Source organism: Citrobacter sp. Cpo221, assembly GCF_030332345.1.
Classification (GTDB): domain Bacteria; phylum Pseudomonadota; class Gammaproteobacteria; order Enterobacterales; family Enterobacteriaceae; genus Citrobacter; species Citrobacter portucalensis.
The window spans coordinates 443235-470149 of the sequence record NZ_JAOWIA010000029.1 but is presented as its reverse complement, the minus strand read 5'-3'; the positions used below and the strand labels follow the sequence as shown (position 1 = coordinate 470149).

Here is a 26915-nt window from a genome sequence, read left to right as displayed (position 1 = left end):
ATGAGTCTGAAAGAAAAAACACAATCTCTGTTTGCTGAAACATTTGGCTACCCTGCCACCCATACTATTCAGGCACCGGGTCGTGTGAACCTGATCGGTGAACATACCGATTATAACGACGGCTTCGTTCTACCCTGCGCTATCGACTATCAAACCGTTATCAGCTGTGCGGCACGCGACGATCAAAAAGTCCGTGTGATCGCCGCTGATTACGAGAATCAGGTTGATGAGTTCTCGCTTGATGCGCCGATTATCGCTCATGACAGCCAGCAGTGGTCAAACTACGTGCGTGGCGTAGTGAAACATCTGCAAAAGCGCAATAACGCCTTTGGCGGTGCTGATCTGGTGATCAGCGGTAATGTCCCGCAGGGTGCGGGCTTAAGTTCTTCTGCCTCGCTGGAAGTCGCTGTTGGTACGGTATTCCAGCAGCTCTATCATCTGCCGCTCGACGGCGCGCAAATTGCCCTGAATGGTCAGGAAGCTGAAAACCAGTTTGTCGGCTGTAACTGCGGCATTATGGATCAGTTGATCTCGGCACTTGGTAAGAAAGATCATGCGCTACTGATCGACTGCCGAACGCTGGGCACCAAAGCCGTTTCCATGCCTGAGGGCGTCGCGGTGGTGATCATCAACAGTAACTTTAAACGCACATTGGTCGGTAGCGAATACAACACCCGTCGCGAACAGTGTGAAACCGGCGCGCACTTCTTCCAACAGCCAGCGCTGCGTGATGTCAGCCTTGAAGCGTTTAACGCCGTCGCCCACGAGCTGGATCCGATTGTCGCCAAACGCGTTCGCCACGTGATCACGGAAAATGCGCGTACCGTTGAAGCCGCGCAGGCGCTGGAAAAAGGCGACCTGCTGCGTATGGGCCAATTGATGGAGGAATCTCACGCCTCCATGCGCGATGACTTTGAAATTACCGTGCCGCAAATTGATACGCTGGTAGAGATTGTCAAAGCGACCATTGGCGATAAAGGCGGTGTCCGTATGACCGGTGGCGGCTTCGGCGGCTGCATCGTGGCGCTGATCCCGCAAGATTTGGTTCCTGCCGTACAGCAGGCCGTCGCGGAACAATACGAAGCGAAAACCGGTATCAAAGAAACATTCTACGTCTGCAAACCTTCACAAGGAGCAGGACAATGTTAAACGAAATCCCGGTGCAGGCTCCGGACGGTCAGCCGTTTCGCCTGCTCACCCTGCGCAATGACGCAGGGATGGTCGTCACACTCATGGACTGGGGCGCGACACTGCTCTCTGCACGTATTCCGCTTAGCGATGGCAGCGTGCGCGAAGCATTGCTCGGGTGCGCCAGTCCGGAACAATACCCGGAGCAGGCTGCATTTCTGGGGGCTTCGATTGGTCGCTACGCCAACCGTATCGCCAACAGCCGCTATACCTTTGCCGGCGAAACCGTTGAATTAATACCAAGTCAGGGTGAAAACCAGCTGCATGGCGGGCCAGACGGTTTCGACAAACGTCGCTGGCAGATAGTCAATCAGAATGACCGTCAGGTGCTGTTCGCCTTAACATCTGACGATGGCGACCAGGGTTTCCCTGGCCATCTATGCGCCACCGCGCAGTATCGCCTGACTGACGATAATCGTATTTCGATAACCTACCGCGCCACGGTCGATAAGCCCTGTCCGGTGAATCTGACGAATCACGTTTATTTTAACCTCGATGGTGACAAAACAGATGTGCGCCAGCATAAGCTGCAAATTATGGCAGACGAGTACTTGCCGGTTGATGAAATGGGCATCCCGCATGACGGGCTGAAATCCGTCGCTGGTAGCAGTTTCGATTTCCGCACGCCTAAAATCATCAGCAGTGAATTTCTTGCCGATGACGATCAGCGCAAGGTAAAAGGTTACGATCACGCCTTCCTGCTTCAGGCACAGGGCAATGCGCGTACGCCGGTCGCTCGACTGTGGTCCCAGGATGAAAAACTGCAGATGGTGGTATACACCTCCGCCCCGGCATTGCAGTTTTACTCCGGCAACTTCCTCGGCGGTACGCCATCTCGCGGACCAGACGCCTACGAAGACTGGCAAGGTCTGGCGCTGGAAAGTGAGTTTCTCCCGGACAGCCCAAATCATCCTGAGTGGCAGCAGCCGGACTGCTTCCTGCGTCCGGGCGAAGAATATGCCAGCGTGACGGAATATCAGTTTATTCCAGTCTGATCCTTTCCCCTCACAGGCCCGATGACGTAACGTAGCGGGCCTGTTATTTGTTTATCACAGTATAACCGCTCAAATCCCCACCACTCAAAGACAAAATCGCAACCTTGAATTCACAAGAACCTTACACTGTGGCGCTATTTTCGCTATGGTTATGCGTAAGCATTGCCGCTGACGCTTTACGGCAATATAATGAGAATTATTATCATTCAATATGATTTATAGGAGTGAGTGTATGGCTGTAACTAAGCTGGTTCTGGTACGTCACGGTGAAAGTCAGTGGAACAACGAAAACCGTTTTACCGGTTGGTATGACGTTGATCTGTCAGAGAAAGGCGTGGGCGAAGCAAAAGCGGCAGGTAAACTGCTGAAAGAAGAAGGCTACAGCTTCGATTTTGCTTATACCTCTGTGCTGAAACGTGCCATCCACACCCTGTGGAACGTACTGGACGAACTGGATCAGGCCTGGCTGCCGGTTGAAAAATCCTGGAAACTGAACGAACGTCATTACGGCGCGCTGCAGGGTCTGAACAAAGCTGAAACCGCTGAAAAATACGGTGACGAGCAGGTTAAGCAATGGCGTCGCGGCTTTGCGGTAACACCACCGGAGCTGACCAAAGATGACGAGCGTTATCCAGGTCACGATCCGCGTTATGCGAAGTTGACCGACAAAGAGTTACCGGTTACCGAAAGCCTGGCGCTGACCATCGATCGCGTTATCCCCTACTGGAACGAAACCATTCTGCCGCGTATGAAAAGTGGTGAGCGCGTAATTATCGCCGCTCACGGTAACTCTCTGCGTGCGCTGGTTAAATACCTGGATAACATGGGCGAAGATGAGATCCTTGAACTGAACATCCCGACCGGCGTACCGCTGGTATATGAGTTCGACGAAAACTTCAAACCAATCAAACACTACTATCTGGGTAACGCTGACGAGATCGCAGCAAAAGCGGCAGCCGTTGCGAACCAGGGTAAAGCGAAGTAATTTTCATCCCGGGTCAAACGAAAAAAGCGTGGAATGCTCCACGCTTTTTTATTGCCGGATGACTGCGTTGCCTTATCCGGCCTACCGAGCGTAGCCCGGATGAATTTTTTAACCGCGGCGCGCTTTTACAGCATCCGCCAGCTGGCGCAACACCGCATCGGTATCTTCCCAACCAATGCAGGCGTCAGTGATACTTTTACCGTAGGTCAGCGGCTCACCGCTATCCGGGTTCTGATTACCTTCTACCAGATGGCTTTCGATCATCACGCCAATAATTGCTTTTTCGCCCCCAGCAACTTGTCCGCAAACATCTTTCGCGACATCCATCTGCTTTTTGAACTGCTTGCTGGAGTTGGCATGGCTAAAGTCGATCATCACCTGCGCTGAAAGCCCTGCTTTGATCAGACCTTCTTTCACGTCGGCAACGTGCTGAGCGCTGTAGTTCGGCTCTTTGCCGCCGCGCAGAATAATATGGCAATCGCCATTACCACTGGTATTCACGATCGCCGAATGGCCCCATTTGGTCACAGACAGGAAGCAGTGCGGCGCTCCCGCGGCGTTAATCGCATCAATCGCTACTTTTATCGTGCCATCAGTACCGTTTTTAAAGCCAACCGGGCAGGACAGACCAGACGCCAATTCGCGGTGCACTTGAGATTCTGTGGTACGTGCCCCAATCGCGCCCCAGCTCATCAGGTCGGCGAGGTATTGCGGCGTAATCATATCGAGGAATTCACCCGCAGCAGGCAATCCGCTGTCATTGATATCAAGCAGCAGTTTACGCGCAATGCGCAACCCATCGTTGATCTGGAAGCTGTTGTCCATGTGCGGATCGTTGATAAGCCCTTTCCAGCCGACGGTAGTTCGCGGTTTTTCAAAATAGACGCGCATAACGATTTCAAGCTCGCCTTTTAACTCTTCACGCAGCGCCAGCAGGCGAGCGGCATACTCTTTGGCGGCTGCCGGATCATGAATAGAGCAAGGCCCAATTACTACCAGCAGGCGATCGTCACTCCCTTTCAGGATTTTATGAATCGCCTTACGGGCATGAGCCACCGTGTTTGCGGCATTTTCGGTAGCGGGGAATTTTTCCAACAATGCGACTGGCGGTAATAACTCGTTGATCTCTTTAATGCGTAAATCGTCGTTCTGATAATTCATGATTATTCCAGCGTTGCCATACTTATATAAATGAATGCAATCCCTCCAATCTATATCTTCAGTCATAAAGTGTAAACGGGGTTTTACACTTTGGACGGATTAATCCTGGAATTGGCCCAAAAAACGCAATAAAGTAGCGAAAAACCAGATCCAACCTACAATTTATAACTGTAACAGCTTTAATTTTCATAAATTTCAAGATTCTATACTGGGTTTAATTTCTCTGGCAAAACTATTAACCACATATTGATGATGTAACTGGCACATGCACTGTTGGAAGACGTTATCCGACATATCGACCATAACAGGAGCATATTATGCATATGACAAAGCTGGCTTCACTCTTTCTTACCGCTACACTCAGCCTCGCCAGCGGCGCGGCGCTGGCTGCTGAAACCAATACGCAGTCCAATAACGGCCAGGCAAATTCCTCGGCGGATGCCGGTCAGGTCGCCCCAGACGCACGCGAAAACGTGGCACCAAATAATGTCGACAACAGTAACGTGAATTCGGGTGGCACAATGCTGCACCCGAACGGTTCATCAATGAACCATGAAGGGATGACCAAAGACGAGATGCACAAAAACACCATGTGTAAGGATGGTCGCTGCCCTGATGTGAATAAGAAGGTTGAGACCGGAAACGGCATTAACAATGATGCTGAGACAAAAACTGATGGCACTACGCAGTAACGCTGAAAATAAAGCTAATAATGGGAGAGCAATAGCTCTCCTTTTTAATTTTATCATCCCAAAAACGGTATGATGGCATACAGTAAAGATGAGAATAACAAAGGGATGGCATAATGGCGCACTCGCATACTCATACTTCTTCTGAGCAACCCAAGGACAATAATGCCCGCCGCTTGATGTTTGCATTCTGCATTACAGCCGGATTTATGTTGGTTGAAGTGGTGGGTGGATTACTTTCAGGTTCACTGGCCTTGTTGGCCGATGCCGGGCATATGCTCACTGATGCCGCAGCGCTCCTTTTTGCGCTGCTGGCCGTCCGGTTTTCCCAGCGCCCGCCCACAATACGACACACCTTCGGCTGGCTGAGGCTCACGACACTGGCCGCGTTTGTTAATGCCATCGCATTGGTCGTGATCACCATTTTAATCGTCTGGGAAGCCATTGAGCGTTTCCATACGCCCCGCCCCGTGGCTGGCGGCATGATGATGGTTATAGCTGTCGCGGGTTTACTGGCCAACGTGCTGGCTTTTTGGGTTCTACACCGCGGCAGTGAGGAGAAAAACCTGAACGTCCGCGCCGCGGCACTGCATGTGATGGGCGATTTACTCGGCTCGGTCGGGGCGATCATCGCTGCGCTGATTATTATCTGGACGGGCTGGACGCCTGCGGACCCGATTCTCTCGATTCTGGTTTCCGTGCTGGTACTGCGTAGCGCCTGGCGACTGTTAAAGGATAGCGTTAATGAATTACTGGAAGGCGCCCCGCTGACGCTGGATATCGCCGCACTGCAGCGCCATCTCAGCCGGGATATCCCTGAAGTCCGCAATGTACACCATGTCCATGTCTGGATGGTGGGTGAAAAACCGGTAATGACGCTGCATGTGCAGGTGGTTCCGCCGCACGATCACGACGCGCTGCTGGAGCGTATTCAGCACTTTCTTATCCATCACTACCAGATTGAACACGCCACGATCCAGATGGAGTATCAGCCGTGTAATGGGCCGGACTGCCACCTGTATCAGGGGGTATCCGGCCATTCACACCATCACCATTAATGGGACAGCGCGTGGGACCCCCGCTCACGCGCGCTGTTAATCCACATCCTGCTACCGTTCAGGGCGATAACAGTCAGGATCACATACTCCAGCGACATGGCATATACGCCTTGCAGGGCGAAAATCACTACGCTTATTACGTTAATGATCACCCACAGCAGCCAGTTTTCAACGTACTTACGCGTCATCAGGATCATCGCCGCAATCGACAACACCATCATGCAGGAGTCCCAGAATGGGAATGCATCGGGTTGCAACTCAGGCACAACAACCTGTAATCCCAATGCCTGCATAATGTTCACCGCAATGCGGGTCAGGAACGCAAAGACCGGATCGATATAGACCGACATCAGGCCGATCGCCACCACGCAAGCCGCCAGCCAGCCGATCGCTTTTGGTAACGGCAGCCAGCGAATTTTCAGTTCCGCTTCATGCTGGTTGGTTTGCCTGGACCAGGCATACCAGCCGTAGATGTTGGCGGCAAAAAAGAAAACTTGCAGCAACAGGCTTGCATAGAGCTGGATCTGAAAGAAGATAATCGCAAACAGCGTGACGTTTATCAGGCCGAAGAAGTAATTGCTGATTTTCTCAAGGCTCGCCAGGCCAATACACAGCAACCCGGCGATCGTCCCCACAGCTTCGATCCAAGACAGATCGTAACCGCCAGCGCCAATCGGAATATGTACCAGAATGTTCTGCGTGCTAAAAAAGTCCATCTTTTCCCCCAGAGCAAAAATATTAATTAAGCTCGAAGTGTAGCCGCAAATTCCAACATGCGGTTTAACGGCAACAACGCCCCTTCTCGCAGCCCAGCATCAACATGTATCTCATGAGCCGCTCCGCCTTGTTCCAGGCCCTCAGCAATCGCCTTGAGGCCGTTCATCGCCATCCACGGACAATGCGCACAGCTGCGACAGGTTGCCCCCTCACCAGCCGTCGGCGCTTCGAGTAACTCTTTATCCGGAACAGCCTGCTGCATTTTGTAAAAAATGCCCCGGTCAGTCGCCACAATCAGCTGTTGATGCGGTAACGATTTAGCTGCGTTGATTAACTGGCTGGTTGAGCCAACCGCATCGGCCATATCAACGATAGACTGGGGGGACTCCGGGTGCACCAACACCGCAGCATCAGGGTAAAGCCCCTTCATGCGTGTTAAAGCCTGAGTTTTAAATTCGTCGTGGACGATACAGGCCCCCTGCCAACAAAGAACGTCTGCACCGGTCTGTTTTTGTACGTAGTTGCCCAGATGTCTGTCCGGAGCCCAGATGATTTTTTCACCTAAACTATCAAGATGCTCAATAAGTTCTACCGCGATACTGGATGTGACGACCCAGTCCGCACGTGCTTTAACGGCGGCTGAGGTATTGGCGTAAACCACCACGGTACGATCCGGATGCGCATCGCAAAACGCGCTGAACGCATCAATCGGACAGCCCAGATCTAATGAGCATTCCGCCTGTAGGGTCGGCATCAGGATGGTCTTTTCCGGGCTGAGGATTTTGGCGGTTTCCCCCATAAACCTCACGCCTGCAACCAACAGCGTAGAGGCAGAATGCTTTGAGCCGAAACGCGCCATCTCCAGAGAATCAGAAATACAACCACCGGTCTCTTCGGCCAACTGCTGAATTTCGGGATCGGTGTAATAGTGCGCGACCATAACGGCATCACGCTCTTTCAGCAGGCGCTTGATTTTTTCACGATAAAATTGCTTTTCATCCACACTCAGCGGGGCTGGCTTCGGCGGAAACGGATAAATTGCTGCTTCTGGATCAAACATCACGCTCATCTTGCTTTCTCGTTTTACTGGCTTAACGAAATAACCGATTAAAAGCGTGACGCACGCCGTATTCGGTTAGATTTGTTTTATATGCTAAACAAGATAGCGGATTGGCGTAAGAAAGTCACAATAATTGCGTGTGATGAATGCCGGAAGGCGACTGACGTCTTATCCGGCCTACGTGAATAGTGTCGTCTGTAGGACTGATAAGCGAAGCGCATCAGGCAAGCAGGTTCGAACCTTATAAATCGCAGATAGCAAAAAGGCGCCTTTAGGGCGCCTTTTTACACTGGTGGGGCGTGCAGGATTCGAACCTGCGACCAATTGATTAAAAGTCAACTGCTCTACCAACTGAGCTAACGCCCCCTTATGGGGTTTACTTCTTTACTCTTTTCAGGAACCCACCACAATATTGGTGGGGCGTGCAGGATTCGAACCTGCGACCAATTGATTAAAAGTCAACTGCTCTACCAACTGAGCTAACGCCCCATTTGGGTGTCGCCTGAAATTTTTTACTCGGAACCACCAAAATAGTGGTGGGGCGTGCAGGATTCGAACCTGCGACCAATTGATTAAAAGTCAACTGCTCTACCAACTGAGCTAACGCCCCGAGTGGTGGGTGATGACGGGATCGAACCGCCGACCCCCTCCTTGTAAGGGAGGTGCTCTCCCAGCTGAGCTAATCACCCGATACTACGCTGGATACTACTTACTAACTGAGTTAGTGGTGGGTCGTGCAGGATTCGAACCTGCGACCAATTGATTAAAAGTCAACTGCTCTACCAACTGAGCTAACGACCCACTTTTTTTGCCGCTTTCGGGCTGTTTGATATCCCTTGGCAACGGCGGCATATATTACTGATTTCAGATTTTAGCGCAACAAAAATTTCGAGGTAAATAACTCAACTGCTTAGGAATCACACGACGCGACCAGAATTAACACGATTTCTGGTCGCATGGTGTTCATTACATCGCGCCAAGGCGTTTTTGCGCTTGTTTCGCGCCATCAGTGCCAGGGTATTTAGTGATAACCTGCTGATAAACGGCTTTAGCTTTCTCTTTATCACCTTTGTCCTGCATGATGACGCCGACTTTATACATCGCGTCTGCAGCCTTTGGTGATTTCGGGAAGTTTTTGACTACTGAAGCAAAATAGAACGCTGCATCATCTTTTTTCCCCTTGTTGTAATTCAACTGACCCAGCCAGTAATTCGCATTTGGCAGGTAAGTCGAGTCTGGGTACTTTTTGATGAAGTTCTGAAATGCTTCAATCGCGTCATCCTGGCGGGATTTATCCTGCACCAGAGCAATGGCCGCATTGTAATCGGTATTCGCATCGCCAGTTTGTACCGGAGCGCCTGACGCTGCCGCCGCGCCCGCATCAGGCGCAGGGGTTGCTGCTGCCCCACTCTGATCGCCGCCCGCAGATTGCGCCGCAGGTGCACTACCGCTGCCCAGATTATTCATCTGCAGCAATATCTGCTTCTGACGCTCAACAACCTGATTCAGCTGATACTGATTTTCCTGAATTTGACCGCGCAGGGAATCAATATCGGACTGATTATCGGAGAGTTGTTGCTGGAGTTGGGTTAAAAGCTGACTGTGAGCGTTAGAAATACGCTCGAGTTGAGTGACACGGTCTTCGACCGAGCCAGAGCCGACACTACTGATTGGCGCCTGTGCAAAAGCGGCCCAGGGGGCCGCTATGCCAACCAGTAACGACAGACTCAACAGATGATGTCTGAAGTTACTGCTCATGCAATTCTCTTAGTAAACCAGTACGGCGCGACGGTTTTTGGCGTAAGCCGCTTCGTCATGACCCAGTACTGCAGGTTTTTCTTTACCGTAAGAAACGATGGAGATCTGGTCAGCAGAAACGCCTTTACCCTGCAGGTACATCTTAACGGCGTTCGCACGACGCTCACCCAGGGAGATGTTGTACTCAGGAGTACCACGTTCGTCCGCATGACCTTCTACGGTGACTTTGTAAGACGGGTTGCTACGCAGGAAGTTAGCGTGAGCATCCAGCATTGCAGCGAAGTCAGAACGGATATCGTACTTGTCCAGATCGAAGTAAACGATGTTGTTCTGCTGCAGCTGTTGCATCTGAAGACGCGCTTGCTCTTCAGAAGACATGTTGCCGCTGCCGTTTGCATCCATACCAGTGCCGGCACCCAGCATGCCTTCGCTGCCGTCATTGCTGGCGTTCTTGTTAGAAGAACACGCTGCAATAGCCATAACAGGCAGAGCAATCATCAGCCCTTTCAGCACTTTGTTCAGTTGCATTTCAATGATTCCTTTATTAATCAATTATTTATTATCACAGATACGGCGACCAGGCAGGGAATTTAACCTGTCCATCAGTTGCCGGAAGACGCGCTTTGAAACGCCCATCTGTAGAAACCAAATTCAGCACGGATCCCATCCCCTGAGAAGAGCTGTAGATTACCATAGTGCCGTTAGGTGCCAGACTTGGCGTTTCGTCCAGGAACGTTGACGACAGAACTTGTACGCCACCCGCTACCAGATCTTGTTTGGCAATGTGCTGCTGACCGTTGGCCGAGCTTACCATTACCATAAATTTACCGTCGCTGCTCACATCCGCATCCTGGTTTTGCGAACCTTCCCAGGTAATGCGCTGCGGAGCACCGCCGTTGACGTTAACTTTATAAACCTGCGGACGACCGGCCTGGTCAGACGTAAAGGCCAGGTTTTGGCTGTCCGGGAACCAGGTAGGTTCCGTGTTGTTGCTACGACCATCCGTCACCTGACGGATCTGACCGGAACCAATGTCCATGACATACAGGTTCAGGCTACCGGTTTTAGACAGGGCAAACGCCAGTTTGCTGCCATCCGGAGAAAACGCAGGCGCACCGTTGTGACGTGGGAACGAGGCTACCTGACGAACCGCGCCGTTAGACAGTGTCTGAATAACCAGCGCAGAACGACCGCTTTCGAAGGTAACGTACGCCAGTTTTGAACCGTCCGGTGACCACGCCGGAGACATCAGCGGCTGCGGAGAACGGTGTACCACGAACTGGTTGTAACCATCGTAGTCGGACACACGTAATTCGTACGGGAACTGACCACCGTTGGTCTGAACAACATAAGCGATACGGGTACGGAATGCACCTTTAATGCCGGTCAGTTTTTCAAACACTTCGTCACTTGCAGTATGGCCCGCGTAACGCAGCCACTGCTTGTTCACTTTATAGGTGTTCTGTGCCAGTACGGTACCCGGTGCGCCACCGGTGTCAACCAGCTGATAGGCAACGCTGTAAGAACCATCCGGGTTCGGCGTAACCTGGCCGACGACTACGGCATCAATGCCCAGCGCAGACCAAGCGGCAGGTTGAACTTCCTGCGCGGTACCGGGCTGCTGAGGCAGACGAGAACGGTCTAACGGGTTAAATTTACCGCTGTTACGCAGGTCAGCACCTACGATACCACCGATATCTTCAGGTGCAGCACCCGGTCCTGCCCACTGGAAGGGGACAACACCAATCGGGCGCGCCGAGTCCACCCCCTGGGTGATCTCGATACGTACTTCTGCGTGCAGCACCGCTGCCCACAGCATCAGAAAACCAAATGCTACTCGTAATGCCTGCTTCATCATATCTCCCTTATCTGGACGGAAAGCCCACGATAATTTAGCAGAATGTTAACAAACTCAAATACACAAAACTACCAGAACTCTGTCTCAACCTTAGACCGTTTCCCCTGATTTCTCAGGGGTCGTTATTACAGTTTGAAGTCCAGTTTGGCATCTTTTACTTTTTCATAAACTGCCTGGCTAGGCGGTTTAGGAATTCTGGCGGTTTTCGCAGCCGTCAGCGCAGCCTGACACAATGCCGGATCCCCGCCCTCTTCGGTCACATCCAGTAACAGACCATCGGGTGCTAACTTGATATGTAATACGCAAGATTTACCTGCATACAAATCTGCACCATACAGACGGCTCTGGATCGCATTACGAATTTGAGATGCGTAAGCACTGATATCAGCGCCAGATGCACCGCCATTGGCACCACTTGTACCACTATCTTTCGCCGGTTGGCCGTTTCCTTTCGCTCCACCGCCCGATTTCGGTGCATTCTTACCGGAGCTCAGGTCGCCCAACAAGTCGTCAACGCCAGAGGCTGCAGCGGCTTTTTCGGCCGCAGCCTTTTTAGCAGCAGCTGCTTTATCTGCCGCAGCTTTCTTATCGGCAGCGGCTTTCTCAGCTGCAGCTTTTTTGTCTGCTGCTGCTTTTTCTGCAGCGGCTTTCTTATCAGCCGCCGCTTTTTCAGCAGCGGCAGCTTTCGCGGCAGCGGCTTTTTCTGCTTTCTCAGCAGCAGCTTTCTCGGCTGCAGCTTGCTTAGCGGCTTCAGCCTGTGCTTTCTTCGCAGCGTCCGCAGCTGCCTTAGCAGCTTGTGCTTCTGCAGCTTTCTTCGCATCAGCGGCGGCTTTAGCGGCTTCAGCCTCAGCTTTTTTCTGTGCGTCCGCAGCGGCTTTCTTCGCGGCATCTGCCGCTTGCTTAGCCTGAGCATCAGCTTTAGCCTTCGCGTCTGCAGCAGCCTTCGCCGCAGCCTCTTCAGCCTGTTTCTGTTGCTCTTGCGCTTTCGCTGCGGCGGCTTCAGCTTGCTTCTGCTGTTCCGCCTGTTCGCGCACTTTTTCCTGCGCGGCTAAACGTTCTTTTTCCAGCTGCTTCAGTCGCTCTTGCTCAGCTGCCTGCTTCTCGCGAAGTTCTTCAGCTTGCTGCTGCGCCTGCTTTTCACGCTGCTCTTCAGCACGTTTCGCACTTGCCTGCTGTTGCTGCTGCCTGTCGTACTGTTGCACAACGGCGCCAGGATCGACCATAACGGCGTCGATGGACGAACCGCCACCGCCGCCGGCTGAAGCATCAATGTGCTCATCGAACGAACTCCAGATCAGCGCTGCAAATAAAATGACATGCAGCACCGCTGAAATAATTATCGCCCTTTTGAGCTTGTCGTTTTGTTCGGTTGCCTTTGACACTCTCGGTTCCCAAAAAACTGTTCGCCTGTTACGTGCTATCTTTCAAGCCAGCAAAACGCAGTCATCAGATTGGCTGCGTCATCAAGCCAACCGATTTTACGCCTGCACTGTGTAACAAGTTCAGCGCTTTAATTATTTCATCATAAGGCACGTCTTTCGCACCACCGATTAAAAAGACCGTTTTCGGATTGGTCTGCAGGCGGCTTTTCGCTTCCGCGATAACCTGCTCCGGCGGCAGTTGATCCATACGATCTTTCTCAACCACCACGCTGTATTGCCCAATACCGGAAACTTCAATAATGACCGGGGGTTCGTCGTTACTGCTGACGGCTTGCGACTCGGTCGCATCCGGCAGGTCGACTTCCACACTCTGCGTAATGATCGGTGCGGTTGCCATAAAGATCAGCAACAGCACCAGCAGTACGTCGAGCAGCGGTACAATATTGATTTCGGACTTGAGTTCGCGACGACCTCGTCCACGCGTTCTGGCCATGGCTTACCCCTTGTTGCTCTCGCTAACGGTAAACGCCTGGCGGTGCAGAATCGCGGTGAACTCTTCCATAAAGTTGTCGTAATTCAGTTCCAGTTTGTTCACGCGCTGGTTCAGACGGTTGTAGGCCATAACCGCCGGGATTGCCGCAAACAGACCGATAGCCGTTGCAATCAACGCTTCTGCGATACCCGGTGCGACCATTTGCAGCGTCGCCTGTTTTACCGCGCCCAGCGCGATAAATGCGTGCATGATCCCCCAAACGGTACCGAACAGACCGATATACGGGCTGATGGAGCCAACTGTGCCGAGGAATGGAATATGCGTTTCCAGCGTTTCCAGTTCACGGTTCATCGAGATACGCATCGCACGGGAAGCCCCCTCTACGACCGCTTCCGGCGCGTGGCTATTTGCCCGATGCAAACGCGCAAATTCTTTGAATCCGCTATAGAAAATTTGTTCCGAGCCCGCCAAATTATCACGACGCCCCTGGCTTTCCTGGTACAGGCGCGACAATTCAATGCCGGACCAGAACTTGTCTTCAAATGCTTCGGCTTCACGCGAAGCAGCATTAAGAATACGGGTCCGTTGGATGATGATGGCCCAGGATGCGATTGAGAAACCAATCAAAATCAACATGATAAGTTTAACCAGAAGGCTTGCCTTCAGGAACAAATCAAGGATATTCATGTCAGTCACTGCTTAAACTCCGCGACAATAGACTTGGGAAGCGCACGAGGCTTCATTTTGAGTGGATCAACGCAAACAATCAGAACTTCGGCTTCATTCAGCACGGTGTTCTCTGCGTTGACAATGCGTTGCGTGAAAACCAATGAGGTGCCACGCATTGACGTAATTTCGGTTTGAACTTCGAGCATATCGTCGAGCCGGGCAGGCGCAAAATACTCGAGGGTCATCTTGCGCACCACAAAGGCTACACGTTCGGCCAACAGGACCTGCTGACTGAAGTGATGATGACGAAGCATTTCTGTGCGTGCTCTTTCATAAAAAGCGACGTAACTGGCGTGGTAAACCACCCCACCGGCATCGGTATCTTCATAATAGACACGAACCGGCCATCGAAACATATACTTATTCATTCCTACTGCCTCTTTGTTGGATTCGCCCACTCGCACCAGTTACTTACCTTTGTAAGCGTCTGGTGATTCGCGTTCTTGCCGCCGCGATGCATCAAGAATGTCGTTGTATATCGCGCTGTCTTCACTGTACATCCCGGTAATGCAACAAAAGGTTAGTGCTTTCAAACTTTGCTACTATACGCGCGGGAATGGTGCTTTGGAATGGGGGAAAGTAAACGGAGAGTAAAAAATTATGGGCTTATGCAAGCCCATAAATATTTAAGGATGTTTCTTATTCAAAAGAAGAAGAAAATCAGACCAACAACGAGGACAATATCCGCGATCAGCGGGCAGAAGATGCCCTGCCAATGTACGGCGCGAGGACGGAAGCCAACGCCGTGAATCATGCCTGCGCAGACCGCCCACATAAGCAGGAAACCATGCCAGATTTCAAGCTCACTGGTTTTGGCTGCAAAACGTGACGGATCCCAGAATATGCAGCCAGCCAACACGATTGCCAGCACAAATGAAAGCGCCCGCAAGGGGCGCTTGTCCATCGCGTTGTATACCATCGCGATAATGTTGGTCATTAGCTATCTTCTTGCCCGGCTTTGCCTGATTCAACGTGCTCAAGCGCCAGCGCTGTGATTATCCCAAATGCACAGGCAAGAAGCGTTCCCAAAATCCATGCGAAATACCACATTTTAAGCTCCTTACTTAGTACAGAGAGTGGGTGTTGCTTTCAATATCTTCTTTAGTGATGCGACCGAACATCTTCCAGTAACACCAGCTGGTGTACAGAAGAATGATCGGTACAAACACCGCCGCGACCCAGGTCATCAGATTCAATGTACGCTGGCTGGAGGTGGCATCCCACATGGTCAAACTTGCGTTCATCATGGTGCTGGATGGCATCACAAACGGGAACATTGCGATACCGGCAGTCAGGATGATGCAGGCTAACGTCAGTGAGGAGAAGACGAACGCCCATGCCCCTTTCTCCATACGAGAAGTCAGGATGGTCAACAGCGGCAGAACCACGCCCAGTGCAGGAACCAACCACAGGATAGGTGCATTGTTAAAGTTCACCATCCATGCGCCAGCCACACGAGCAACTTCTTTGGTCAGCGGGTTAGAGGCGGCATGATGATCCAGTGCAGAGGTCACAACATAACCGTCAATACCGTAAATCACCCACACACCGGCCAGCGCGAAGCAGACCAGAGTCACCAGCGCCGCAACCTGTGAAGTTGCACGAGCACGCAAATGCAGTTCACCTACCGTACGCATCTGCAGATAGGTCGCACCCTGGGTGATGATCATCCCAACGCTCACGACACCTGCCAGCAGACCAAACGGATTCAGCAACTGGAAGAAGTTACCGGTGTAGTACAAACGCATGTAGTCATCTACGTGGAACGGAACCCCTTGCAGCAGGTTACCGAACGCCACGCCAATCACCAGCGGTGGCACGAAGCTACCTATGAAGATGCCCCAGTCCCACATGTTGCGCCAGCGCATATCTTCAATCTTAGAGCGGTAGTCAAAACCGACCGGACGGAAGAACAAGGACGCCAGAACCAGAATCATCGCCACATAGAAACCGGAGAACGCAGCGGCATACACCATCGGCCAGGCAGCGAACAGTGCGCCACCCGCGGTGATGAGCCAAACCTGGTTACCGTCCCAGTGCGGGGCGATGGAGTTAATCATAATTCGACGCTCGGTATCATTACGACCGAGGAAACGGGTGAGCATGCCCACCCCCATGTCGAAGCCATCAGTGACCGCAAAACCAATCAGCAGAATGCCAACCAGCAGCCACCAGATAAAACGCAATACTTCATAATCGATCATTTGACGACTCCTGTCTTAGCGTGCCGGCTGAGAAGTCACAGTGGACTGCTCGTAGTGATAACGACCGGTTTTCAGGCTACTCGGCCCAAGGCGTGCGAACTTGAACATCAGATACAGTTCAGCCACCAGGAACAGGGTATACAGGCCGCAAATCAATAGCATCGAGAAGATGAGGTCGCCAGCAGTCAGCGAAGAGTTCGCTACGGCTGTTGGTAACACTTCACCAATCGCCCACGGTTGACGACCGTACTCTGCAACAAACCAACCGGATTCAATAGCAATCCACGGCAGAGGAATCGCATACAGCGCGGTGCGCAGCAGCCATTTTTTCTCACCGATACGGTTACGAAGCACAGTCCAGAAGGACACCGCGATAATTGCCAGCATCAGAATGCCGCATGCCACCATGATACGGAAAGCGAAGTACAGCGGCGCAACGCGAGGAATAGAATCTTTCGTTGCCTGCTGAATTTGCGCTTCGGTCGCGTCGGTGACGTTATCCGTATAGCGTTTCAACAGCAGACCATAACCCAGGTCTTTCTTCATGCTGTTGAACTGGTCGCGAACGGCCTGGTCGGTAGTACCAGCACGCAGTTCTTCCAGCAACTGATACGCTTTCATCCCGTTACGGATACGCTCTTCGTGCTGCACCATCAGGTCTTTCAGACCAATGACCGGTGTATCAACAGAGCGGGTGGCAATGATGCCCAGCGCATAAGGAATCTGAATCGCAAAATGGTTTTCCTGCGCATCCTGGTCCGGAATACCGAACAGCGTAAAGGAAGCTGGAGCAGGCTGAGTTTCCCATTCTGCTTCAATCGCAGCGAGTTTGGTTTTCTGCACGTCACCCATTTCGTAACCAGATTCATCACCCAGAACGATAACAGACAGAATAGCAGCCATACCAAAGCTGGCAGCGATAGCAAAAGAACGTTTAGCAAACGCGAAGTCACGACCGCGCAGCATATAGTAGGAGCTGATACCCAGAACGAACATCGCGCCACATACATAACCAGATGCCACAGTGTGAACAAATTTCACCTGTGCTACCGGGTTGAGCACCAGTTCAGAGAAACTCAGCATCTCCATACGCATGGTTTCGAAGTTGAAATCCGCTGCGATTGGGTTCTGCATCCAGCCGTTCGCAACCAGAATCCACAACGCAGACAGGTTAGAACCCAGAGCCACCAGCCAGGTGACACACATATGCTGGACTTTACCCAAACGGTCCCAGCCGAAGAAGAACAGACCTACAAAGGTGGATTCGAGGAAGAAGGCCATCAAACCTTCGATCGCCAGCGGCGCACCGAAAATATCCCCTACATAGTGGGAGTAGTAAGACCAGTTAGTCCCGAACTGGAACTCCATGGTCAGACCGGTAGCCACACCCAGAGCGAAGTTGATACCAAACAACTTGCCCCAGAACTTGGTCATATCTTTATAAATCTGTTTGCCGGAAAGGACGTAGACCGTTTCCATAATGGCCAGCAAGAACGCCATACCGAGCGTCAGTGGCACAAACAGGAAGTGGTACATCGCGGTCAAGGCAAACTGTAAGCGCGACAGTTCGACTATATCTAACATCATGACTCCTTGCTCATCGCATGAAGACTCCGAGAGTGAACCCCGTTAGAAAGGGTCACACGCATGCCCCAATACAAATTTATCTGCTTCCTTCCGCCGCTACCCTTCCCTCTCATTTGAAGAAAAGATAATGATGAAAAGTTACAAACATGTTAATAAAACACTCAAATTGATCCCGCAATTATATTACGCCGTAAAATCCTTACAATAAACAGGTTTTTATCGAGACAAATTTGCATTTTTCGATAGTGATCAATTTATAGCTAATTTACCACTTTCAGACCAATTTGATCTGAAGCAATTTAACCTCTTTTGATGCTGTTTTCCAAGTTTTAAACATTGATTTAAATCAATTTTCAAATTTAATGTTAATAGTGTTTAGCACTCACGCTACTAGTAAACACCATGTTAACAACATGTTTTTCAATGAGTAATTGCCGTTACTACAAATGATAGGATATTTATTTAAATGTACACGATCTTTTAACCAGCCCGGCTGACTAAATTGATAGCAGATAAAGAATCACTAATGCTGGGTAGCTCACAGTTTTTTGTTTAGCAAGTCATGGATTTGTTATTTCATACAAATTATTCATTTAAATTTTACTTATAATTAACACCGAGATGTAACTATCTCAACTGGAAGCGAAAACGTTCCACAATGACCGATGCATTGCGTTTGTCGTTCTGCGAGAGAATGCTGACGTTTCGCTTAAATCATCACTGAAAGTTATCATTAACACCCCCTCTTCTCTTATGTGGCAAAGATTAAATATGCCACAAACATTTCCTTATCATTTTTATCCTAAATTTAACAAAAATGAATTATGACATATAAGATTAAAAAATAAAAAACCGTTATGTCGTTCACAAGTTAATTAGTAATTGGGATTTTTGAAATTATTTAAAACACGTCATAAATGGCTCGCATAACAAAATAAGATTTCGATCACAAACATGGCAAGTCATTTATTACCCAATTCTCTAATAAATTAAAAGCAGTTAAAAAAACACATCGCATCATATTGATTACAAAAGAATTTTACACCAACTAAATATAACAATCATTTTTCTCAGGATATTTTGAAAATAGATCAATTGCTTCCTTTTTCGCTTCCACAGAAACTCCAACCCTATTAAGAGGTTGTCACAATCCATGTTCTAAATATTAGAAAATAATTTCACTTATTGACCATCAGCCCTACAGAGGATTACCCATGAAGAAATCTACACTTGTTATTGGCGTCATCGGTGCTGACTGCCATGCAGTAGGTAATAAAGTTCTGGATCGCGTTTTTACTGCTCATGATTTTCACGTAATCAACCTCGGGGTGATGGTGAGCCAGGATGAATATATTGATGCTGCGATTGAAACAGGCGCCGATGCCATCGTGGTGTCCTCTATCTACGGTCATGGCGACATTGACTGCCTCGGGTTACGTGAGCGCTGCATCGAACGCGGCCTTGGCGACATTCTGCTGTACGTCGGCGGCAACCTGGTCGTCGGTAAACATGACTTCGCCGACGTGGAAGTGAAGTTTAAAGAGATGGGCTTTAACCGGGTCTTCGCCCCCAGCCACGATCTGGAAGATGTTTGCGCGCTTATCACTAATGATATTCACCAACACAATGGCCTCGAACAGCATTGCCTGGAAGAGGCCATCTGATGCAAACAGTTTCTGTCGATATCGGCTCTACATGGACCAAGGCAGCCCTCTTCGCACATGAAGGCGAGGAATTAACCCTGGTAAACCATGTCCTGACCCCAACCACCACACATCATCTGGCAGACGGTTTTTTTGCCAGCCTGAATCAGGTGCTGAATGTTGCCGATGCTCGCCCGTTACTGAAAAGTGGTGAAGTGCAGTTGAAATACTCCTCCTCAGCGAAAGGTGGGCTCGCCGTTGCAGCAATGGGGCTGGTGCCTTCCATTACGCTGGAGTCGGCAAAAGTTACCGCCCATTCGGCAGGAGCGAAAATCGCGCAATATTATTCGTACAAGCTGAACCGTCATGACATCCAGGAGCTGGAATCATCACCACCAGACATTCTGTTGTTTACCGGCGGGACAGACGGTGGCGAAGAAAGTTACGGCCTGGCGAATGCACACGCGCTGGCAGGCTCAAAGCTTGATTGCGCCATTATCTACGCCGGAAACCGGGACATTCAGGACGAAATACAAACGATTCTGGGACATAAGGATCTGACCACGGTAGACAACATTCTGCCGGACCTCGATCACCCGAATCCGTTTGCCGCGCGCCAGGCCATTTGCGATGTGTTCTTGTCACGCATCGTCAAAGGCAAAGGTCTGGACGTTATCGTCGGCGAAACAGGCGAAGAGCCTATGCCGACGCCATGGACGGTATATGAGTTAGTCAAAGCCATTAGCGATTACGACAGCGCATGGAAGGAATTCATGCTGATTGATATGGGCGGAGCCACCACGGATGTCTATTCGGCCAGCGCGAATACCCTCTCCCCCGATACCGTCCTGCATGGTGTTCCTGAACCGTTCGTCAAACGTACCGTTGAAGGCGACCTTGGCATGCGCGTTTCCGCCGTTGTGGTGGGAGAAAGCACGCAGGATATGGTGAAAGTCATCTTCGCCCAGCAGCCACAGCGCGAGGAAGCGTTTTACCGCTATCTACGCCACTTGGTTGGGCAACCGGATTACCTGCCACTCAGCGAGGAAGAGAAATATTTCGACACCCTGCTGGCAGGTTTATGCGTGGGCTATGCCGCTGAGCGCCACGCGGGCACTAAAAAGCAGGTTTGCACCTGCGTGGGTAATGTGGATTTACAGATGGGTCGCGATCTCACCACCGTACGCAAAGTCGTCGGTTCAGGGGGATGGCTCTCTCGCGCCAGCCAGTTCGATATCCATAACTGGCTCAAATACAGGGAGCTGGACGACCAGGGTAAAAGAATTCTGTTACCGAATCAGTTTGAGTATTACCGCGATTCAAATGGCCTGCTCCCGCTACTGGCAAACGTCGCCAGGCTGTACCCGCAAGCCGCTGCTCGCACCAGCATTCAGTGTTTAACCCTATAAAACTTAAGGCAGCTACGAATGGAACTTCGAAATAAAAAATTGACCCATGACGAATTCATGACCGAAAGGCATCAGGTGTTACAAACCTGGGAAACCGGTAAAGACGTTGAGAACTTCGAAGATGGCGTGAAGTACCAGCAATCAATTCCAGAGAAAAAGCGTTTCTCCCTCGCCCTGCTGAAGGCCGATCAGGAGGGTAAAACTCTGAGCCAGCCGCGCGCAGGTGTGGCATTAATGGATGAGCATATTGCGCTGCTCAAAACATTGCAGGAAGAGTGCGACCTCCTGCCAAGTACTATCGATGCCTATACCCGTCTGAACCGCTATGAAGAAGCCGCTGTCGGGATCCAAAAATCCATCGAAGCAGGTACTTCCAAGCTGAATGGTTTACCGGTCGTCAATCACGGGGTTGCTGCCTGCCGTCGTATGACTGAATCGCTGGATAAACCGATCCAGGTTCGCCACGGTACACCGGATGCGCGTCTGCTGGCAGAAATCGCCATGGCCAGTGGCTTTACCAGCTACGAAGGCGGCGGTATCTCCTACAACATCCCTTACGCCAAACGCGTCACCCTGGAAAAATCTATCCGCGACTGGCAGTACTGCGACCGTCTGATGGGTCTGTACGAAGAGAACGGCATTCGCATCAACCGTGAGCCGTTTGGTCCGCTGACCGGCACGCTGATCCCGCCGTTCATGTCCCACTCAGTCGCGATTATCGAAGGTCTGCTGGCGCTGGAGCAGGGCGTGAAGTCTATTACCGTCGGTTACGGCCAGGTCGGTAGCCTGACACAGGATATCGCTGCTATTCAGGCACTGCGTGAACTGTCCCACGAATACTTCCATAACCATGGCTTCGACGATTACGAGCTGAGCACCGTTTTCCACCAGTGGATGGGCGGATTCCCGGAAGATGAAGCAAAAGCCTTCTCCGTTATCGCCTGGGGCGCAGCGGTTGCCGGTATGTCTGGTGCCACAAAAGTCATTACCAAAAGTCCGCACGAAGCATTCGGTATCCCAACCGCGGCAGCTAACGCCCAGGGTCTGAAAGCGTCACGCCAGATGCTCAACATGGTCAGCGATCAGAAATTCCCGCAGTGCGCTGCCGTGGAGCAGGAAGTTGACCTGATTAAGAGCGAAGTCCGCGCGGTATTGAAGAAAGTCTTCGAACTGGGCAATGGCGACATTGCGCGCGGTACGGTGCTGGCCTTTGAAGCTGGCGTGCTGGATGTGCCTTTCGCTCCTGCCGCCTGTAACGCCGGTAAGATCCTGCCTGTTCGCGATAACACAGGCGCAATCCGTATTCTTGAAGCCGGTGCAGTGCCGCTGCCGAAAGATATTCTCGCCCTGCACCACGACTACGTTGCAGAGCGCGCGCATTTCGAAGGTCGCAAGCCTTCTTTCCAGATGGTCATTGATGACATCAACGCCGTATCCCACAGTAAATTAATAGGAAGACCATAATGAAAATTAAACAGGCCCTTTTCACAGCTGGCTACTCCTCATTTTATTTTGACGATCAGCAGGCCATCAAAAACGGCGCCGGTCATGACGGGTTTATCTATACCGGCGATCCGGTAACGCCTGGATTTACGTCTGTTCGTCAGGCGGGTGAATGTGTTTCCGTACAGCTGATTCTGGAAAACGGCGCGGTAGCTGTGGGCGATTGCGCAGCGGTGCAATATTCAGGTGCAGGCGGTCGTGACCCACTGTTCCTGGCTGAAAACTTCATTCCGTTCCTCAACGACCACATCAAGCCGTTACTGGAAGGTCGTGACGTTGATTCGTTCCTGCCGAACGCGCGTTTCTTTGACCAACTGCGTATTGACGGTCATCTGCTGCATACCGCCGTCCGCTATGGTTTGTCTCAGGCGCTGCTCGACGCTGCGGCGCTGGCTACCGGTCGTCTGAAAACTGAAGTGGTTTGCGATGAATGGCAACTGCCGTGCGTCCCGGAAGCCATTCCATTATTTGGACAGAGCGGTGACGACCGTTATATCGCCGTTGATAAGATGATCCTCAAAGGTGTGGACGTCCTGCCGCATGCGCTGATCAACAACGTGGAAGAGAAGCTGGGCTTTAAAGGCGAAAAACTGCGTGAGTATGTACGTTGGTTATCCGACCGCATCTTAAGCCTGCGCACCAGCGAACGTTATCACCCGACGCTGCACATTGATGTGTACGGCACGATCGGTCTGATCTTCGATATGGATCCAGTGCGTTGCGCCGAATACATCGCCAGCCTGGAAGCCGAAGCCCAGGGTCTGCCGCTGTATATCGAAGGTCCGGTTGATGCCGGTAACAAGCCGGATCAGATCCGCATGTTGACCGCCATCACCAAAGAGCTGACTCGTCTGGGTTCCGGCGTGAAAATCGTTGCGGATGAATGGTGTAACACCTATCAGGATATCGTGGACTTTACCGATGCGGGCAGCTGCCACATGGTACAGATCAAGACTCCGGATCTGGGCGGTATTCACAACATCGTTGATGCGGTGCTGTATTGCAACAAACACGCGATGGAAGCCTATCAGGGCGGTACCTGTAACGAAACCGAGATCAGTGCCCGCACCTGCGTACACGTGGCACTTGCCGCGCGTCCAATGCGCATGCTGGTTAAACCGGGTATGGGTTTCGATGAAGGTCTCAACATCGTGTTTAACGAAATGAACCGCACCATCGCGTTGTTGCAAACTAAGGATTAAGAGATGGCACGCACATTTAAGATCTTATCGCCTACGGCTATCCTGGGTTATGGCTTCCCGGAAGAAAGTTTTCGTAAAGCCATGGAAGAGTCACCGGATCTTATTGCTGTTGACGCAGGTTCCTCCGATCCTGGCCCCCACTACCTGGGGGCAGGTAAACCCTTTACTGACAGGGCCGGTGTGAAACGCGATCTGCGCTATATGATTGTGGCAGGCGTTAAGAACAACATCCCGGTAGTAATCGGCACAGCTGGTGGTTCTGGCGCAGCTCCGCATCTGGAGTGGTGTCGCCAGATAATCCATGAGATCGCGCAGGAAGAAAAACTGTCTTTCTCAATGGCGCTAATTCCGTCTGATGTCGACAAAGAAATCGTTCATCAGGCGCTGGATAACGGCAAAATCACTGCGCTCGATTTTGTGCCGGAACTGACTCACGAGGCCATTGAAGAGAGCACCTACATTGTCGCACAAATGGGCATCGAGCCTTTCCAGCGTGCGCTGAAAGCCGGTGCGCAGGTGGTCCTGGGCGGACGTGCCTACGATCCGGCCTGCTTCGCCGCACTGCCGATTATGCAGGGCTTTGATGAAGGTCTGGCGCTTCATTGCGGTAAGATCCTTGAGTGTGCAGCCATTGCCGCCACCCCTGGTTCCGGCTCAGATTGTGCGATGGGAATCATTGACGATAACGGCTTTACGCTGAAGGCGTTCAATCCCAAGCGTAAGTTCACCGAGACTTCCGCAGCAGCACACACCCTGTACGAAAAGTCAGATCCGTACTTCCTGCCAGGGCCAGGCGGTGTGCTGAACCTGAAGGCATGCACTTTCACCCAGGTTAACGAGGGTGAAGTGTATGTCAGCGGTTCACGCCATGAAGAAACACCGTATGCGTTGAAACTGGAAGGTGCACGCCAGGTTGGCTTCCGTTGCCTGACCATCGCCGGAACACGTGACCCGATTATGATTGCCGGGATTGACACGATTCTTGAAGAGGTACAGGCAAGCGTGGCACGTAACCTCTCGCTGAATGACGACAGTATTCGCATGACGTTCCACCTGTACGGTAAGAACGGTGTGATGGGCAACCATGAGCCGATGAAAACTGCGGGCCATGAACTGGGAATTTTACTGGATGTCGTCGCGCCAACGCAGGATATCGCCAACAGCGTATGCTCGCTTGTGCGCTCTACCCTGCTGCACTACGGCTATGAAAATCGCATTGCGACTGCGGGCAACCTCGCCTTCCCGTTCTCGCCATCTGATATTCAAAGTGGACCGGTGTATGAGTTCTCGATCTATCACCTGATTGAAGCGAGCGATGCGCTGCGTTTTGATTTCCACATTGAACAGGTGACGCCAGAAGGAGTTCAGGCATGAAACACTCAATTTGTTCACTGGCGCAAGTAATTCGTTCCAAAAACGCCGGACCGTACGAACTAGTTTTAGATATTTTATTTAAAACAAGGGAAGACTATCAGCGGGTAAAAGCCTGCGAGCAATTAACGCCGCAGCTTATTGCCGGTTTATATAATGTTGAGCCTGAGTTTATTCACAATATCGTCTGGTTCGATCCAGCGAATGCCGTAAAAATCGTCATGCCACGGGATATTATTTCCGGCAATGTCGGTGACAATGATGTTTATGGTGCGCAGCAACACGCTCCATTATTAAGTATTGAGTTTGACTTGTAACAAAAAAACACAATAACAACCATTGGAGCACAGAATTCAGCTGTATCACAGTGCTTCGAATTATTCATGCGGTTGGTCACAACAGGCGTGCGTCTGAGCTGCTGTCCAGGTTCAGGCGCACGCCACCCTACACAATTCCAATTACCAGCCTTTATCCGATGGAGTACACATGAAGAAAATTAGTTTAACGAAGATGATCATATTAGGCCTGATACTCGGCATGATTGCCGGGGTGGCCATAAATAATATGGCCGCGGCTGAAACAGCAAAATCTTATGCAGCAGATATTTCCATTTTCACCACTATATTCTTACGTATGGTGAAAATGATTATCGCTCCATTGGTTATTTCAACTCTGGTTGTGGGTATTGCCAAAATGGGCGATGCCAAAACGCTGGGACGTATATTTTCAAAAACCTTCTTCCTGTTTATTTGCGCCTCTCTGGTGTCAATTGCACTGGGTCTGGTTATCGTTAATATCTTCCAGCCAGGCGCAGGTATCAACTTTGTGCCACATGACGTCGGAGCCGTTGCCGCCGTTAAGTCAGAGCCATTCACGCTGAAAGTATTCATCTCACACGCGGTACCGACCAGTATTGTCGATGCGATGGCGCGTAACGAAATTCTGCAGATCGTCGTGTTCTCAATCTTCCTCGGTTGCAGCCTCGCTGCGATTGGTGAAAAAGCCGATCCTATCGTGAAAGTGCTGGATTCACTGGTGCACGTCATGCTGAAGCTGACGGGTTACGTCATGCTGTTTGCACCACTGACCGTTTTTGCCGCTATTTCAGGTCTGATTGCCGAACGTGGTCTGGGTGTGATGGTTAGCGCCGGGATCTTCATGGGTGAGTTCTACCTGACATTGGGTATGCTGTGGGCAATCCTGATTGGCCTGTCTACTATGATCGTCGGGCCTTGCATCGCACGGTTAACTAAATCAATCCTCGAACCCGCTCTGCTGGCCTTTACCACTTCAAGCTCTGAAGCCGCCTTCCCGGGTACGCTGGACAAGCTGGAAAAATTCGGTGTTTCTTCAAAAATCGCCAGCTTCGTTCTGCCTATCGGTTATTCCTTTAACCTGGTCGGTTCCATGGCTTATTGCTCATTTGCCACCGTCTTTATTGCCCAGGCGTGCAACATCGAACTGAGCATGGGCGAGCAAATCACCATGCTGTTGATCCTGATGCTGACCTCAAAAGGAATGGCAGGCGTACCGCGCGCATCAATGGTGGTTATCGCTGCAACCCTGAACCAGTTCAACATTCCAGAAGCTGGCCTGATTCTGCTGATGGGCGTCGATCCGTTCCTCGATATGGGTCGTTCCGCCACCAACGTTATGAGTAACGCAATGGGTGCTGCCATCGTGGGCCGTTGGGAAGGCGAACACTACGGCCAGGGTTGCCGTGGAACTGCGCCGGTGAAGACCCCGGAACAAGAACGTCCGGTTACCGAAACGGAAGTCGCTTTGTCCTGACAGTAGAAGAACGACTAATCGTAGGCCGGATAAAACGCGTCAGCGTTGCCATCCGGCAATTATACCGTGTTAACGCCGGATGGCGGCGTTAACGCCTTATCCGGCCTACAGGATAGTTTTCCCAACAACACC

25 protein-coding genes, 5 tRNA genes and 1 pseudogene are annotated in these 26915 nt (G+C 51.2%); 12 read left to right on the top strand and 19 right to left on the bottom strand.

Features of this window, described 5'->3' with window-relative positions:
* The 3 genes from galK to gpmA all read left to right on the top strand — a co-directional run bounded on the left by galK (position 1) and on the right by gpmA (position 3168).
* On the top strand, positions 1 to 1149 hold the full coding sequence (gene galK / locus OGY72_RS03415; RefSeq protein ID WP_286546806.1) for a galactokinase: 1149 nt from the start codon (positions 1 to 3) through the stop codon (positions 1147 to 1149).
* On the top strand, positions 1143 to 2183 hold the full coding sequence (gene galM / locus OGY72_RS03410) for a galactose-1-epimerase (protein WP_126318791.1): 1041 nt from the start codon (positions 1143 to 1145) through the stop codon (positions 2181 to 2183). The genes galK and galM overlap by 7 nt, the downstream gene beginning before the upstream one ends.
* 232 nt (positions 2184 to 2415) lie before the next feature.
* Positions 2416 to 3168, top strand: coding sequence for a 2,3-diphosphoglycerate-dependent phosphoglycerate mutase (gene gpmA, locus OGY72_RS03405; RefSeq protein ID WP_003022999.1), 753 nt, complete (start codon positions 2416 to 2418; stop codon positions 3166 to 3168).
* 108 nt (positions 3169 to 3276) lie between these two features.
* Here gpmA and aroG read toward each other — a convergent pair whose 3' ends face one another.
* Positions 3277 to 4329 (bottom strand): 3-deoxy-7-phosphoheptulonate synthase AroG, encoded by a 1053-nt coding sequence (gene aroG / locus OGY72_RS03400; RefSeq protein WP_003831449.1) that lies wholly within the window; start codon positions 4327 to 4329, stop codon positions 3277 to 3279.
* Between the two features lie 317 nt (positions 4330 to 4646).
* Here aroG and OGY72_RS03395 point away from each other — a divergent pair, with 317 nt between their 5' ends.
* Positions 4647 to 5021: a YbgS-like family protein gene (locus OGY72_RS03395; RefSeq protein ID WP_003022994.1), complete on the top strand. Its 375-nt coding sequence runs from the start codon at positions 4647 to 4649 to the stop codon at positions 5019 to 5021.
* Between the two features lie 113 nt (positions 5022 to 5134).
* Complete coding sequence (gene zitB, locus OGY72_RS03390; protein WP_063940679.1) at positions 5135 to 6076, top strand: CDF family zinc transporter ZitB; 942 nt, start codon at positions 5135 to 5137, stop codon at positions 6074 to 6076.
* Here the strand turns inward: zitB and pnuC are convergent.
* From pnuC to cydA, 18 genes are all read right to left on the bottom strand, one after another.
* Complete coding sequence (pnuC, locus tag OGY72_RS03385; protein ID WP_003831446.1) at positions 6073 to 6792, bottom strand: nicotinamide riboside transporter PnuC; 720 nt, start codon at positions 6790 to 6792, stop codon at positions 6073 to 6075. The genes zitB and pnuC overlap by 4 nt on opposite strands.
* A gap of 26 nt (positions 6793 to 6818) precedes the next feature.
* Positions 6819 to 7862 (bottom strand): quinolinate synthase NadA, encoded by a 1044-nt coding sequence (nadA, locus tag OGY72_RS03380; RefSeq protein WP_149281364.1) that lies wholly within the window; start codon positions 7860 to 7862, stop codon positions 6819 to 6821.
* Between the two features lie 281 nt (positions 7863 to 8143).
* Positions 8144 to 8219 (bottom strand) — tRNA-Lys (locus tag OGY72_RS03375).
* A 47-nt stretch (positions 8220 to 8266) separates the two neighbouring features.
* Positions 8267 to 8342 (bottom strand) — tRNA-Lys (locus OGY72_RS03370).
* A gap of 45 nt (positions 8343 to 8387) precedes the next feature.
* Positions 8388 to 8463: transfer RNA gene (locus tag OGY72_RS03365), tRNA-Lys, on the bottom strand.
* Between the two features lie 3 nt (positions 8464 to 8466).
* Positions 8467 to 8542 (bottom strand) — tRNA-Val (locus OGY72_RS03360).
* A 36-nt stretch (positions 8543 to 8578) separates the two neighbouring features.
* Positions 8579 to 8654: transfer RNA gene (locus OGY72_RS03355), tRNA-Lys, on the bottom strand.
* A gap of 165 nt (positions 8655 to 8819) precedes the next feature.
* Positions 8820 to 9611, bottom strand: a complete 792-nt coding sequence (gene cpoB / locus OGY72_RS03350; protein ID WP_003831441.1) for a cell division protein CpoB — start codon at positions 9609 to 9611, stop codon at positions 8820 to 8822.
* Between the two features lie 9 nt (positions 9612 to 9620).
* Complete coding sequence (gene pal, locus OGY72_RS03345; protein WP_003022983.1) at positions 9621 to 10139, bottom strand: peptidoglycan-associated lipoprotein Pal; 519 nt, start codon at positions 10137 to 10139, stop codon at positions 9621 to 9623.
* Positions 10140 to 10173: 34 nt separating this feature from the next.
* Positions 10174 to 11466, bottom strand: coding sequence for a Tol-Pal system beta propeller repeat protein TolB (gene tolB, locus OGY72_RS03340; protein WP_003022981.1), 1293 nt, complete (start codon positions 11464 to 11466; stop codon positions 10174 to 10176).
* 128 nt (positions 11467 to 11594) lie between these two features.
* Positions 11595 to 12851: a cell envelope integrity protein TolA gene (tolA, locus tag OGY72_RS03335; protein ID WP_008784157.1), complete on the bottom strand. Its 1257-nt coding sequence runs from the start codon at positions 12849 to 12851 to the stop codon at positions 11595 to 11597.
* A 64-nt stretch (positions 12852 to 12915) separates the two neighbouring features.
* A complete protein-coding gene (tolR, locus tag OGY72_RS03330) occupies positions 12916 to 13344 on the bottom strand; it encodes a colicin uptake protein TolR (protein ID WP_003022978.1) in 429 nt (142 codons plus the stop codon).
* 3 nt (positions 13345 to 13347) lie between these two features.
* Positions 13348 to 14040, bottom strand: a complete 693-nt coding sequence (tolQ, locus tag OGY72_RS03325) for a Tol-Pal system protein TolQ (RefSeq protein WP_003022976.1) — start codon at positions 14038 to 14040, stop codon at positions 13348 to 13350.
* Positions 14037 to 14441 carry a tol-pal system-associated acyl-CoA thioesterase gene (gene ybgC, locus OGY72_RS03320; protein ID WP_003831439.1) on the bottom strand — a complete coding sequence of 135 codons (405 nt, stop codon included), beginning with the start codon at positions 14439 to 14441 and terminating at the stop codon, positions 14037 to 14039. Before ybgC ends, tolQ begins: the two co-directional genes overlap by 4 nt.
* Positions 14442 to 14716: 275 nt before the next feature.
* Positions 14717 to 15010, bottom strand: a complete 294-nt coding sequence (ybgE, locus tag OGY72_RS03315) for a cyd operon protein YbgE (protein WP_063940682.1) — start codon at positions 15008 to 15010, stop codon at positions 14717 to 14719.
* Positions 15010 to 15123 carry a cytochrome bd-I oxidase subunit CydX gene (gene cydX, locus OGY72_RS03310; protein WP_003022970.1) on the bottom strand — a complete coding sequence of 38 codons (114 nt, stop codon included), beginning with the start codon at positions 15121 to 15123 and terminating at the stop codon, positions 15010 to 15012. The genes ybgE and cydX overlap by 1 nt, the downstream gene beginning before the upstream one ends.
* A 14-nt stretch (positions 15124 to 15137) precedes the next feature.
* Positions 15138 to 16277 (bottom strand): cytochrome d ubiquinol oxidase subunit II, encoded by a 1140-nt coding sequence (gene cydB, locus OGY72_RS03305; RefSeq protein ID WP_003831431.1) that lies wholly within the window; start codon positions 16275 to 16277, stop codon positions 15138 to 15140.
* A 15-nt stretch (positions 16278 to 16292) separates the two neighbouring features.
* Positions 16293 to 17861 carry a cytochrome ubiquinol oxidase subunit I gene (gene cydA / locus OGY72_RS03300; protein WP_003022965.1) on the bottom strand — a complete coding sequence of 523 codons (1569 nt, stop codon included), beginning with the start codon at positions 17859 to 17861 and terminating at the stop codon, positions 16293 to 16295.
* Positions 17862 to 19078: 1217 nt separating this feature from the next.
* On the opposite strand from cydA, the gene glmS reads away from it, so the two are divergent.
* The 7 genes and pseudogenes from glmS to OGY72_RS03265 all read left to right on the top strand — a co-directional run.
* Entirely contained in the window at positions 19079 to 19528 is a 450-nt protein-coding gene (gene glmS, locus OGY72_RS03295) for a methylaspartate mutase subunit S (RefSeq protein ID WP_286546799.1), read from the top strand.
* A complete protein-coding gene (glmL, locus tag OGY72_RS03290; RefSeq protein WP_003831429.1) occupies positions 19528 to 20916 on the top strand; it encodes a methylaspartate mutase accessory protein GlmL in 1389 nt (462 codons plus the stop codon). The genes glmS and glmL overlap by 1 nt, the downstream gene beginning before the upstream one ends.
* An 18-nt stretch (positions 20917 to 20934) precedes the next feature.
* Complete coding sequence (locus OGY72_RS03285) at positions 20935 to 22380, top strand: methylaspartate mutase subunit E (protein WP_003831428.1); 1446 nt, start codon at positions 20935 to 20937, stop codon at positions 22378 to 22380.
* Complete coding sequence (locus OGY72_RS03280; protein ID WP_003831427.1) at positions 22380 to 23621, top strand: methylaspartate ammonia-lyase; 1242 nt, start codon at positions 22380 to 22382, stop codon at positions 23619 to 23621. The genes OGY72_RS03285 and OGY72_RS03280 overlap by 1 nt, the downstream gene beginning before the upstream one ends.
* Before the next feature lie 3 nt (positions 23622 to 23624).
* Positions 23625 to 24995, top strand: a complete 1371-nt coding sequence (locus tag OGY72_RS03275; protein ID WP_003831426.1) for an acyclic terpene utilization AtuA family protein — start codon at positions 23625 to 23627, stop codon at positions 24993 to 24995.
* Entirely contained in the window at positions 24992 to 25309 is a 318-nt protein-coding gene (locus OGY72_RS03270; protein WP_003831425.1) for a DUF4387 domain-containing protein, read from the top strand. The genes OGY72_RS03275 and OGY72_RS03270 overlap by 4 nt, the downstream gene beginning before the upstream one ends.
* Before the next feature lie 169 nt (positions 25310 to 25478).
* Positions 25479 to 26760 (top strand): annotated as a pseudogene (locus tag OGY72_RS03265) (dicarboxylate/amino acid:cation symporter); the annotation flags it as partial.
* Positions 26761 to 26915 lie beyond the last annotated feature (155 nt).

What these genes read in the sequence shown, in the direction of transcription:
- cpoB (WP_003831441.1), bottom strand. Translation starts at nt 9,611, where the DNA reads ATGAGCAGTAACTTCAGACATCATCTGTTGAGTCTGTCGTTACTGGTT.
- OGY72_RS03280 (WP_003831427.1), top strand. Translation starts at nt 22,380, where the DNA reads ATGAAAATTAAACAGGCCCTTTTCACAGCTGGCTACTCCTCATTTTAT.
- glmS (WP_286546799.1), top strand. Translation starts at nt 19,079, where the DNA reads ATGAAGAAATCTACACTTGTTATTGGCGTCATCGGTGCTGACTGCCAT.
- zitB (WP_063940679.1), top strand. Translation starts at nt 5,135, where the DNA reads ATGGCGCACTCGCATACTCATACTTCTTCTGAGCAACCCAAGGACAAT.
- OGY72_RS03275 (WP_003831426.1), top strand. Translation starts at nt 23,625, where the DNA reads ATGGCACGCACATTTAAGATCTTATCGCCTACGGCTATCCTGGGTTAT.
- pnuC (WP_003831446.1), bottom strand. Translation starts at nt 6,792, where the DNA reads ATGGACTTTTTTAGCACGCAGAACATTCTGGTACATATTCCGATTGGC.
- cydB (WP_003831431.1), bottom strand. Translation starts at nt 16,277, where the DNA reads ATGATCGATTATGAAGTATTGCGTTTTATCTGGTGGCTGCTGGTTGGC.
- nadA (WP_149281364.1), bottom strand. Translation starts at nt 7,862, where the DNA reads ATGAGCGTGATGTTTGATCCAGAAGCAGCAATTTATCCGTTTCCGCCG.
- galK (WP_286546806.1), top strand. Translation starts at nt 1, where the DNA reads ATGAGTCTGAAAGAAAAAACACAATCTCTGTTTGCTGAAACATTTGGC.
- cydX (WP_003022970.1), bottom strand. Translation starts at nt 15,123, where the DNA reads ATGTGGTATTTCGCATGGATTTTGGGAACGCTTCTTGCCTGTGCATTT.
- ybgC (WP_003831439.1), bottom strand. Translation starts at nt 14,441, where the DNA reads ATGAATAAGTATATGTTTCGATGGCCGGTTCGTGTCTATTATGAAGAT.
- glmL (WP_003831429.1), top strand. Translation starts at nt 19,528, where the DNA reads ATGCAAACAGTTTCTGTCGATATCGGCTCTACATGGACCAAGGCAGCC.
- tolB (WP_003022981.1), bottom strand. Translation starts at nt 11,466, where the DNA reads ATGAAGCAGGCATTACGAGTAGCATTTGGTTTTCTGATGCTGTGGGCA.
- gpmA (WP_003022999.1), top strand. Translation starts at nt 2,416, where the DNA reads ATGGCTGTAACTAAGCTGGTTCTGGTACGTCACGGTGAAAGTCAGTGG.
- aroG (WP_003831449.1), bottom strand. Translation starts at nt 4,329, where the DNA reads ATGAATTATCAGAACGACGATTTACGCATTAAAGAGATCAACGAGTTA.
- OGY72_RS03285 (WP_003831428.1), top strand. Translation starts at nt 20,935, where the DNA reads ATGGAACTTCGAAATAAAAAATTGACCCATGACGAATTCATGACCGAA.
- tolR (WP_003022978.1), bottom strand. Translation starts at nt 13,344, where the DNA reads ATGGCCAGAACGCGTGGACGAGGTCGTCGCGAACTCAAGTCCGAAATC.
- galM (WP_126318791.1), top strand. Translation starts at nt 1,143, where the DNA reads ATGTTAAACGAAATCCCGGTGCAGGCTCCGGACGGTCAGCCGTTTCGC.
- OGY72_RS03270 (WP_003831425.1), top strand. Translation starts at nt 24,992, where the DNA reads ATGAAACACTCAATTTGTTCACTGGCGCAAGTAATTCGTTCCAAAAAC.
- OGY72_RS03395 (WP_003022994.1), top strand. Translation starts at nt 4,647, where the DNA reads ATGCATATGACAAAGCTGGCTTCACTCTTTCTTACCGCTACACTCAGC.
- cydA (WP_003022965.1), bottom strand. Translation starts at nt 17,861, where the DNA reads ATGTTAGATATAGTCGAACTGTCGCGCTTACAGTTTGCCTTGACCGCG.
- pal (WP_003022983.1), bottom strand. Translation starts at nt 10,139, where the DNA reads ATGCAACTGAACAAAGTGCTGAAAGGGCTGATGATTGCTCTGCCTGTT.
- ybgE (WP_063940682.1), bottom strand. Translation starts at nt 15,010, where the DNA reads ATGACCAACATTATCGCGATGGTATACAACGCGATGGACAAGCGCCCC.